The organism is Klebsiella sp. 4_1_44FAA (assembly GCF_000238715.1).
GTDB classification, from domain to species: Bacteria; Pseudomonadota; Gammaproteobacteria; order Enterobacterales; family Enterobacteriaceae; genus Klebsiella; species Klebsiella pneumoniae.
This window is the reverse complement of sequence record NZ_JH414802.1, coordinates 148,518-157,566: the sequence shown is the minus strand read 5'-3', so window position 1 is coordinate 157,566 and position 9,049 is coordinate 148,518. Positions and strand designations below refer to the sequence as shown.

At 59.5% G+C, this 9,049-nt stretch carries 9 protein-coding genes; 3 read left to right on the top strand and 6 right to left on the bottom strand.

Features of this window, described 5'->3' with window-relative positions:
* The 3 genes from uspE to ogt form a co-directional block, all read right to left on the bottom strand.
* Window positions 1-870: universal stress protein UspE (uspE, locus tag HMPREF1024_RS09690; RefSeq protein ID WP_009308951.1), on the bottom strand; the 870-nt coding region annotated here is incomplete at its 3' end.
* Window positions 871-1,008: 138 nt separating this feature from the next.
* Window positions 1,009-1,761: a fumarate/nitrate reduction transcriptional regulator Fnr gene (fnr, locus tag HMPREF1024_RS09695; protein ID WP_002903394.1), complete on the bottom strand. Its 753-nt coding sequence runs from the start codon at window positions 1,759-1,761 to the stop codon at window positions 1,009-1,011.
* 194 nt (window positions 1,762-1,955) lie between these two features.
* A complete protein-coding gene (gene ogt, locus HMPREF1024_RS09700) occupies window positions 1,956-2,471 on the bottom strand; it encodes a methylated-DNA--[protein]-cysteine S-methyltransferase (RefSeq protein WP_004224598.1) in 516 nt (171 codons plus the stop codon).
* Between the two features lie 292 nt (window positions 2,472-2,763).
* Here ogt and HMPREF1024_RS09705 point away from each other — a divergent pair, with 292 nt between their 5' ends.
* Window positions 2,764-2,922, top strand: a complete 159-nt coding sequence (locus HMPREF1024_RS09705; protein WP_002903398.1) for a hypothetical protein — start codon at window positions 2,764-2,766, stop codon at window positions 2,920-2,922.
* A gap of 32 nt (window positions 2,923-2,954) precedes the next feature.
* Here HMPREF1024_RS09705 and abgT read toward each other — a convergent pair whose 3' ends face one another.
* The 3 genes from abgT to HMPREF1024_RS09720 form a co-directional block, all read right to left on the bottom strand.
* Complete coding sequence (gene abgT, locus HMPREF1024_RS09710; protein ID WP_002903400.1) at window positions 2,955-4,481, bottom strand: p-aminobenzoyl-glutamate transporter; 1,527 nt, start codon at window positions 4,479-4,481, stop codon at window positions 2,955-2,957.
* 119 nt (window positions 4,482-4,600) lie between these two features.
* Window positions 4,601-6,046, bottom strand: coding sequence for a M20 family metallopeptidase (locus HMPREF1024_RS09715; RefSeq protein WP_009308950.1), 1,446 nt, complete (start codon window positions 6,044-6,046; stop codon window positions 4,601-4,603).
* Window positions 6,046-7,356 carry a M20 family metallo-hydrolase gene (locus HMPREF1024_RS09720; RefSeq protein ID WP_009308949.1) on the bottom strand — a complete coding sequence of 437 codons (1,311 nt, stop codon included), beginning with the start codon at window positions 7,354-7,356 and terminating at the stop codon, window positions 6,046-6,048. The genes HMPREF1024_RS09715 and HMPREF1024_RS09720 overlap by 1 nt, the downstream gene beginning before the upstream one ends.
* Before the next feature lie 166 nt (window positions 7,357-7,522).
* Here HMPREF1024_RS09720 and HMPREF1024_RS09725 point away from each other — a divergent pair, with 166 nt between their 5' ends.
* Both HMPREF1024_RS09725 and smrA read left to right on the top strand, forming a co-directional pair.
* The gene (locus HMPREF1024_RS09725; RefSeq protein WP_009308948.1) at window positions 7,523-8,431 is read left to right on the top strand and encodes a LysR family transcriptional regulator; all 909 of its coding nucleotides are present in this window, start codon (window positions 7,523-7,525) and stop codon (window positions 8,429-8,431) included.
* A gap of 101 nt (window positions 8,432-8,532) precedes the next feature.
* Window positions 8,533-9,049: DNA endonuclease SmrA (gene smrA / locus HMPREF1024_RS09730; protein ID WP_009308947.1), on the top strand; the 517-nt coding region annotated here is incomplete at its 3' end.

Genomic DNA, 9,049 nt, shown 5'->3' with positions numbered 1-9,049 from the left:
GTCGACAACCTGTTCCGCGGTATTGCCGAGGAACGCCGCCGACAGGCCGGTACGTCCGACCGTTCCCAGCACCACGATCCCCGCCTGCAGATGCTCGGCGAGGTCCGGGATCACCTCTTCAGGCAGTCCTTTTTCGACGTGGGTGAATTTTTCATCGATGCCAAACTTCTGCCGCAGCGCTTTCATCGCCAGCAGATGCTGGCCGCGGATCGCGTCGTTGTAGACGCTGGGATCAAAATCCGGCAGTTCTATCGCGATATTGATCGGCGTCACCGGGTAGGCACCGATCAGGTGCACTTCAGTGTGGTTGACTTCTTCCGCCAGCGACAGCGTCTCGCGAACCAGCTTCTCGTTAAGTGTGTTGTGATAATTTTCTTCACTGGCGAGATTGACGGCGACCAGCGCTTTGCCGCCTTCCGGCCACGGCTGGTCTTTGACCATCCACACCGGGCAAGGGCATTTACGCAGCAGATGCCAGTCCGTCGGGGTAAAGATCACCGCCTCCAGTTTGTCGTGCTGGTGGGCCATCTTCAGCAGCAGATCGTGTTTCTCACTGACCACCTCCTGAATAATCGCTTCGAAGGGGCGGTTGTGCCACACCACTTTCACGTCAATCGGCACGCCCGATTCCAGGTAGAATTTCGCCTGCTCGCGGATCCAGGCCGTTCGTTGGGCAATGACGCCCTGGCGCATTGCCGTCCGCTCGTCCGGCGACAGCAGGGTGGTCATTTCATAGGAAAAATCATAGATCGGCAAAAAGGCTTTGATGCGTCCACCAATCCGTTGGTGCAGGTACACCGCTCGCCTTAGCGCCGGCTGGTCGTCCTGGTTAGGATCGATTACTACCAGCATGCTCTGATACTTCGCCATACAGGGTCTCCTTACAACTGCAGCTACCGTCAGTTATTAAAAAGATAACCTATATGGATGAATTGAAACAGGGGAGGAGCCTGGTCAGATCAACAAATCTGAAAAAATTGCCGATCGTGACCAGGTATTGCGCAGAGATTAAGCGACGTTGCGCGCCTGCCCGGCCAGCTGGGCCAGCAGATCGCTGTTTTCAATAGTGATATATTTGCCTTTCACCGCCAGCATGCCGCTTTTCTGAAAACGGCCCAGCAGACGGCTGATGGTTTCGACGGTGAGGCCGAGATAGTTGCCAATATCGCCGCGGGTCATGGTCAGCCGGAACTCACGTGGTGAGAAGCCGCGCTGGGCGAAACGACGAGAAAGGTTATAGATAAACGCGGCCAGGCGCTCTTCGGCATTCTTTTTGGAAAGCAACAGGATCATATCCTGGTCGCCTTTAATCTCACCGCTCATCAGGCGCATCATCTGCTGACGCAGATTGGGCATTTTTCCGGAAAGATCGTCAAGGGTTTCGAAGGGGATCTCGCAGACCATCGAGGTTTCCAGCGCCTGCGCAAAGCTCGGGTGCAGACCGGTGCCGATGGCGTCAAAGCCCACCAGGTCGCCCGCCAGATGGAAGCCAGTGATCTGCTCATCACCTTGCTCGGTGATGGTATAGCTTTTGATGGTCCCGGAGCGAATAGCGTACAACGACTTCAGCTCATCACCGGCTTTGAACAAGGTTTGACCTTTCTGGATAGGCTTTTTCCGCTCGATAATATTATCCAGCTGATCAAGCTCATGCTCGTTCAGAGTAAAGGGGATGCAGAGCTGGCTAATGCTGCAATCCTGACAATGGATTGCACAACCGCCAGACTGAATGCGTCGAATAATTCGCTTCTCAGGGATCATATGTCTGCTCAGGCCTTAATTGATATTGGTCAATTTTAACATCTTTTTGATCAGCAGGTAAGTCTTCAGGCCCGGAAACACGTAATATCAGCAGGGTAAATCAAATCGCCTGTGTATCTATTTGATTAAAAACAGATTATTACGCCACTTTTGATTGTAAAATTACCTGAAAATTCCAGAAAAGGCATTTTCAGTCAAAGCAACAGATAGCCCTCGTGACGCAAAAGCCACTCTTTACGCTGTACGCCGCCGGCATAGCCGGTCATGGTGCCGTTGCGCCCGATGACCCGATGGCAGGGCACCACGATACTCACCGGATTGGCGCCATTGGCGGCGCCCACCGCGCGCGCGGCGCCGGGACGACCGAGCGCCTCGGCCAGTTGGCCGTAGTGCATCACCTGGCCACAGGGGATATCGCGTAACGCCTGCCAGACCTGGCGCTGAAAAGGGGTGCCGGCGGTGGCGGTAGGCAGAGTCTCGATAATGGCTAAATCGCCGGCAAAATAGTCGCTCAGCTTACTGCTGAGACCGCCGGGATTGCGGCAGTCGACGCGCTGATAGCCTTCCCGGCGATAGTGAACGTCGAGCAGCGTTTCCATCCGATCGCGGTGCTCGTCCCACTCGACGGCGCGCAAATTAAACTGTTCGTCGCAAAGCACCCACAACGGCCCCAGCGGGGTATCCATTTTATCCTGCAGCAAGGTCAACATCGTTTCTGTCATCCACCATCGTACATGAGAGGCACACGATACCACGCGCTGACGGCAGTCAACTATACTCCCAAAAGGTAAAACCGCATCGCCAGATAGCACGGCGGGCTATCCGCCGTGGAGGCATTCTGCGATCGCCACGATGATTTATTTTTGGATCGATCCTGGCGGGTTACCGGACAGGGTTTTTGCTACTTTTAAGCTGACGACGTCGGTCCTCCGCGCCGCTGTGCGCGCTCGGGAAAGTGCTACCGCGTCGGCGCGGCGCGGTTAATAACTCAGAGGTGGAGCTATGCAATATATACTGACTGGCGTAATCGTACTGATCTTCAGCGGTCTGGTTATTCACGGTATGTCGCTGTTGCTTGAGCGAGGGTATCGCGCGCTTTTCGGCATATTCGCCGGAGCCGGGGAAGCGACCCGTAAGTTCAAAGTGAAGATATCGCGTTAAGCTAAGGCGGCCGTCCCTGGCGCATCGGTGGGTTAAGACAGCCGCGGATAGATGCCAGGGCCGATCGGCAGTCCCACCAGATACCAGCCCACCAGCAACAGCAGCCAGACGGCGAGAAAAATCAGCGGGTAAGGGAGCACCAGCGAGTAGTAGGTGCCGAGGCGGGCATCCGGCCGGTAGCGCTGTAGAAAGCCGAGAAACAACGGCACAAACGGTGACACCGGCGCCAGCGGCAGCACCGATGAATCAGCGATACGAAACAGGATCTGCGCAAACGCCGGGTGAAAGCCCAACAGCATAAACATTGGCACGAAGATCGGCGCCAGAATCGACCAGATGGCCGAGCCGCTGGCGATAAACATACACAGAAAAGCCGACAGCAGCGCAAGACCGACAAACGCCGGAACACCGTTCATGCCTGAACTCTCCAGCAGATCCGTCAACCCGACGGCCATAAACTTGCCCATGTTGCTCCAGTTGAACATCGCCACGAACTGCGCCAGCGGGAAGACCATCACGATAAACCCGGCCATCTCTTTCATCGGCTCAATCATCAACTGCGGCAGGTCGGCCTGGCGGCGAATTTTGCCGGTGGCGATGCCGTATGCCAGCGACACGACAAAGAAGAAAAAGATAATTAGCGGCACGATGCCTTTGATAAACGGCGAGGGCATGACCGTATGCTGAACCGGATCGCGAAGAATACCGTTTTCGGGGACCACCATCAGGGCGATGACCGCCACGAATACCAGCGTCGCCACGCCGGCGATGCGCAGGCCGAACCGCTCCCCGGGCGTCAGCGTCTGCAGCTTTTCATCACGACTGCCTTGCCACTGGCCCAGCCGCGGCTCGACCAGCTTATCGGTGATCAGTCCGCCGACGAGCGTCAGAACGATCACCGAGGTCGCCATAAAGTACCAGTTGTCGATCACGCTGACGTGCAAAGAGGCATCGATGGACTTTGCCGCCTCGGTGCTGATCCCGGAGAGCAGCACGTCGGTGGTGACAATCAGTAGATTGGCGGTAAAGCCGCAGCCCACGCCGGCTATCGCCGCCAGCAGACCAGCGACAGGATGCCGACCGACGGCAAGAAACATCAGCGCTCCCAGCGGCGGCATAATCACCAGCGCCGCATCGGAAGAGATATGGCTGAAAAAGGCGATAAACAGCACCATATAGCTGGCATAGCGGGCGCTGACGTGCGAGGCCATCTTGACCATCAACGCCGGTAACAGGCCCACCCGCTCGGCAAAGCCGGCGCCCAGCACCAGGGCGAGGATCGCGCCCAGCGGCGCGAAACCGCTGAAGTTTTTAATCACGTTCGGCAAAAACCAGTGCAATCCTTCCACGCTGAGCAGGTTTTTGACCACCACCCGCGAACCGTCAGTTGGGTTTTGTACCCCAACGTTGAGGGCGGAGAGGATTGCCGTGGCAGCGATCAGCACGGCGATGAGATAGATAAACAGCAAAAACGGGTGCGGGACCTTGTTACCGATCTTCTCTACCCAGCCATAGCGCTTTCCGCCGGGGGAAGATGACGGTATGGATGACATACTCATGGGCATTCCTCTGTTGTCGTTGTTGTGTTGGGCAGGCCTGCTCCCGTACTGCCGGCGGTTATTATGGGCGGTGCGTGCCGCGATCCGGTCAGCGTTGGCCAGGAGTAGCCTCTAAGTGGTTATCGTAAAACGGACGGACTCACCTCCGCCGGGATCGGGCAACGATAGGGGCGTTCGGCCAGTACCTGCCTGAGCTCTTGCTGGCTGGCCGCCAGCAGGGCGCTGTCGCTGAATAAACGGATGGCGGTCGCCGCGAGGACTTTCCCCGCCAGCAACATCCCTTTATGGGCAATGGAGGTTCTGCCCTGGCTCACCAGCTGCCAGCTGTGCAGCGGGGTACCCACCGCGAAGCACGGGCTGAAGCACTGGGCCACCGGCGCTTTCCAGCTAACATCGCCGACGTCGGTGGATCCGGCGAGGACGTTATCCGTGGCCGCCCAGGGCGCCACCTCATCAATCAGCAAGGTGTCGCGGTGGCGACGAGCGAACGTTTTGCCTTCCTCGCCACTGGTGCCGGCAATATTGTTCAGGCTGTTGTTAATATCATTGGCGCTGAGAGTGGCGCGGATCGCCGCGGCAAAAGCGCGTTCCTCGTCGCTCCAGGCGGGGGTACCGTAATGACAGACCGCCTGATACATCGCCGCCTCAAGCGTGCGGTTGGGCAGATAGCTGGAGCAGGCTTTTTCAAAGCGGCAGCTGACCTGGGTCTCGGTCATCAGCGCGGCCCCCTGGGCAATCTTCTCTATGCGGGCGAAGATTTGCTGAGCGTCGGCCATCTCCGGCGCGCGGATCAAATACAGCACTTCCGCCTGCGCCTGCACCACGTTGGGCGAGACGCCGCCGGTATCGGTAATGGCGTAATGGACGCGCGCCTTCTCGATGATATGTTCATTGAGGAAATTGCTGCCGGTGGTCATCAGGGTGACGGCATCCAGCGCGCTCCGGCCCAGGTGCGGCGAATTAGCGGCGTGGGCCGCGGTGCCGGTAAATCGCCATGCCGCCTGAATGTTGGCGAGGGTGCGGGTGCTGAACATCCCGGCCCAGGCTTCCGGATGCCAGGTCAGCGCCGCATCGACATCATCAAACAACCCTTCGCGCACCATAAAGGTTTTTCCCGAACCGCCTTCCTCGCCGGGACAACCGTAGAAGCGCAGAGTGCCGCTGTCGCCGTGCTGCTGCAGCCAGCCTTTGGCGGCGACCGCCGCGGCGAATGCCGCGGTGCCGAGCAGATTGTGCCCACAGCCGTGGCCGTTGGCTCCCGGTGTCAAGGGCGTCGGTTCCGCGCTGTGGGCCTGCTGGCTGAGTCCCGCCAGGGCGTCAAATTCGCCGAGCAGGGCAATGACCGGTTGGCCCTCACCGACGCTGGCGATAAAGGCATTCGGGATCCCGCCAGCATCGCGGGTGAGCTGAAAACCTTCCGCCTCCAGGGCGTCGGCCAGCCGTTGGGCTGACCAGAACTCCTCAAAGCGGGTCTCCGGGTGGTCCCAGATGTCGTCGGCGATGGCGCAGTAAGTGTCGCGTTGTGCCTCAACCACCTCGTCCACAAACTGAAAAATGGCTTCCATTACACCCCCCGCTGCCAGGGAAAGTTAAGCGCGACGCGCGCCAGGGTTTCGACCGCTACCGCCATCACGCTCTCGTCGAAGTCAAACTTTTCGTTGTGGTGACCGGCGCTGAGTTCAGTGCCGAAAATCATGTACGAGGCGAGGCCGCCGCGCGCCTGGACCCGGGCCATCATCAGGGTGGCGTCTTCCGAGCCCGCCGGGGCGGCGATGCGATCCACCGCCTGTTGCACGCCGGGCACCCGGGCGGCCTGTTCGCGCAGATAGTCCACCCACGCCGGCGACGGTGCGCTGGCGGTCGCCGCGCCCATCATGCGCAGTTCGTAGCGGGCTTCGTACATCGCCGCAGCCCCGGCGACGACGTGCTGCGCCCGCTCGAACACGTACTGATTAATGGCTTCGCTTTCGCCGCGGGTTTCCACTTTTAACAGCGCGGAAGAGGGCACCACGTTGCGCCCGGTACCGGCCTGCATCACCCCGACGTTGACCCGCGAGGCGCCGGCGCTGTGCGGCGGGATGGCGTGCAGGCCAAGGGCGGCCTGGGCGGCGGCCAGCAGAGCGTTGCGTCCGTCCTCGGGCTTGCCGCCGGCGTGGGCAGCCACGCCGCTGAACTGCACGTCGAATTTGGTGGTGGCCATAAAGTTGTCTCCACCGCAGACGACGGTACCTGCCGGCACGCCGGTCCCGATATGGATCGCCGTAAAATAATCCACGTCATCAACCACGCCGGCGGCCACCATCGCGCGGGCGCCGCGGGTACCCTCTTCAGCAGGCTGGAAAATCAGTTTAATGACGCCATTGAGCTGGGCGGCATACTGCTTGAGCACATGCGCCAGCCCCAGCCCGATGGCGGTATGGCCGTCATGGCCGCAGGCGTGCATCATGCCGGCGTTGCAGGAGGCGAAATGATCGCGATGGGGGCGGTGGCTATCGTCATGCTGTTCGTTGAGATCGAGGGCATCCATATCGACGCGAAAGGCCAGGGTTGGCCCGGGCCGCCCGGTGTCGAGCGTGGCCACCACGCCGGCGAAACCACCTTCAAACGCCGGCAGCCAGCGCTCCGGCGCGCCCTGTTCGCGGGCGCGTTCGAAAGCCCGGGCCAGGGTCTCCTCGTCCGGCAGCCCCATCCGGCTGTCGGCATCGATGACGTCGCGGCCTAGCGCCAGCTGATAGCCTAGCCCGTCAAGAATATCCGCGACCTTACTGGCGGTGCGAAACTCCAGCCAGCCGGATTCAGCGTGCAGGTGAAAATCGCAGCGCCATTGGGTCATGGAGGGCGCCAGCTGGCGGAGGTATTCATCAAGTTGCGGCATAGCTTATCCTGTCATAAGTAAAAAATGTGACGGCGTTCACGATGTGATAGCTTTTGTTTATCACTGACGCGCTACAGGCCTTAACACCCTTAACCTGCCACAGCCTGATGGATTACAGTAGATGTCATTTTCTTCTGTCTGATAAGCAACGGTTATCACTAAAAGCATGGCATTTCAGATTAAATTTCATCAAATTCGCGCCTTCGTCGAAGTAGCCCGGGAAGGCAGTATCCGTGGCGCCAGCCGGGCGCTGGCGGTCTCGCAGCCGGCGCTGACCAAAGCGATTAAAGAGCTGGAGGAGGGGCTTTCCGCCCAGCTGTTCGTCCGCCGCAGCCAGGGGGTGGCGTTAACCGACAATGGCGAAAGTTTTTATCAACATGCGAGCCTGATCCTTGAGGAGCTGCGGGCGGCGCAGGATGAACTGCTGCAGCGCCAGGGGGAACAGGCCGGGCAAATTAATATTGGCCTTGGCGCCAGCGTCGCCCGGTCGCTGATGCCGTCGGTGATCTGCCGCTTTCATCAGCAGCATCCGCAGGTGAAGATACGGATCATGGAGGGTCAACTGCTGGCGATGATTAATGAGCTGCGCCAGGGGGAGCTGGATTTCACCATTAATACCTATTACCCCGGGCCGTACGACCATGAGTTCAGCTTTGAGAAACTGTTTGAGAAACCGTTCGCGGTGTTCGCCCGCGCGGGCCATCCGGCGGCGCAGGCCACCTCGCTGGGGGAGTTGATGGATCACCACTGGACCATGCCGACGCCGCGCGGCAGCTACTTCAAGCAGCTGCAGGAGCGCTTCGAACAGCTGGGACGGGAGCCAAAGGTGGGGATCGTCTGCGAAACGTTCTCATCCTGCATCAGCCTGGTGGTGAAAAGTGATTTTCTCAGCATCCTGCCGGTGGAGCTGGGCAACGACCCGCTGATGGCCGACAAACTGGTGATGATCCCCATCCGTGAAGTGTTACCCACCGCCACCTATTATCTGATCCAGCGGCGCGATACCCGACAGACGCCGCTCACGGCGTCGTTAATCACCCTGTTCCGCCGCCAGAGCCGACAATTGTTTCCTTAATCGTCCGTCGCGCTCACTTTGCCAGCGAACGCGGCTAAACGCGTTGAGAGGGGAGCGCGAGGCGGCTATAGTAGCTGGCGACAGCCGCTGGAGGAGAGCCCATGAACCTTGATGACAAATCCCTGTTTCTTGACGCCATGGAAGATGTCCAGCCTCTGAAACGTAATAATGACGTGCACTGGCATCCCGGGCGTAACAGCCGGGCCCCGCAACGCGTCGATACCCTGCAGCTGGATAATTTTCTCACCACCGGCTATCTCGATATCGTGCCGCTCGCCACGCCGCTGGAGTTTAAGCGAGAAGGGCTGCAGAGCGGCGTGCTGGATAAGCTGCGGCGGGGGAAATACAGCCAGCAGGCGAGCCTCTCCCTGCTGCGCCAGCCGGTGGAACAGTGCCGGCAGATGCTCTTCGCCTTTATGGTACAGGCGCAGAAAGAGGGGTTACGCAATGTGCTGATCGTTCACGGCAAAGGCCGCGACGACCAGTCCCACGCCAATATTATCCGCAGCTATCTGGCGCGCTGGCTGGAAGAGCTGCCGGAGGTGCAGGCCTTCTGCGCCGCGCTTCCGCATCATGGCGGCAGCGGCGCCTGCTATGTTGCGCTGCGTAAATCGGCGC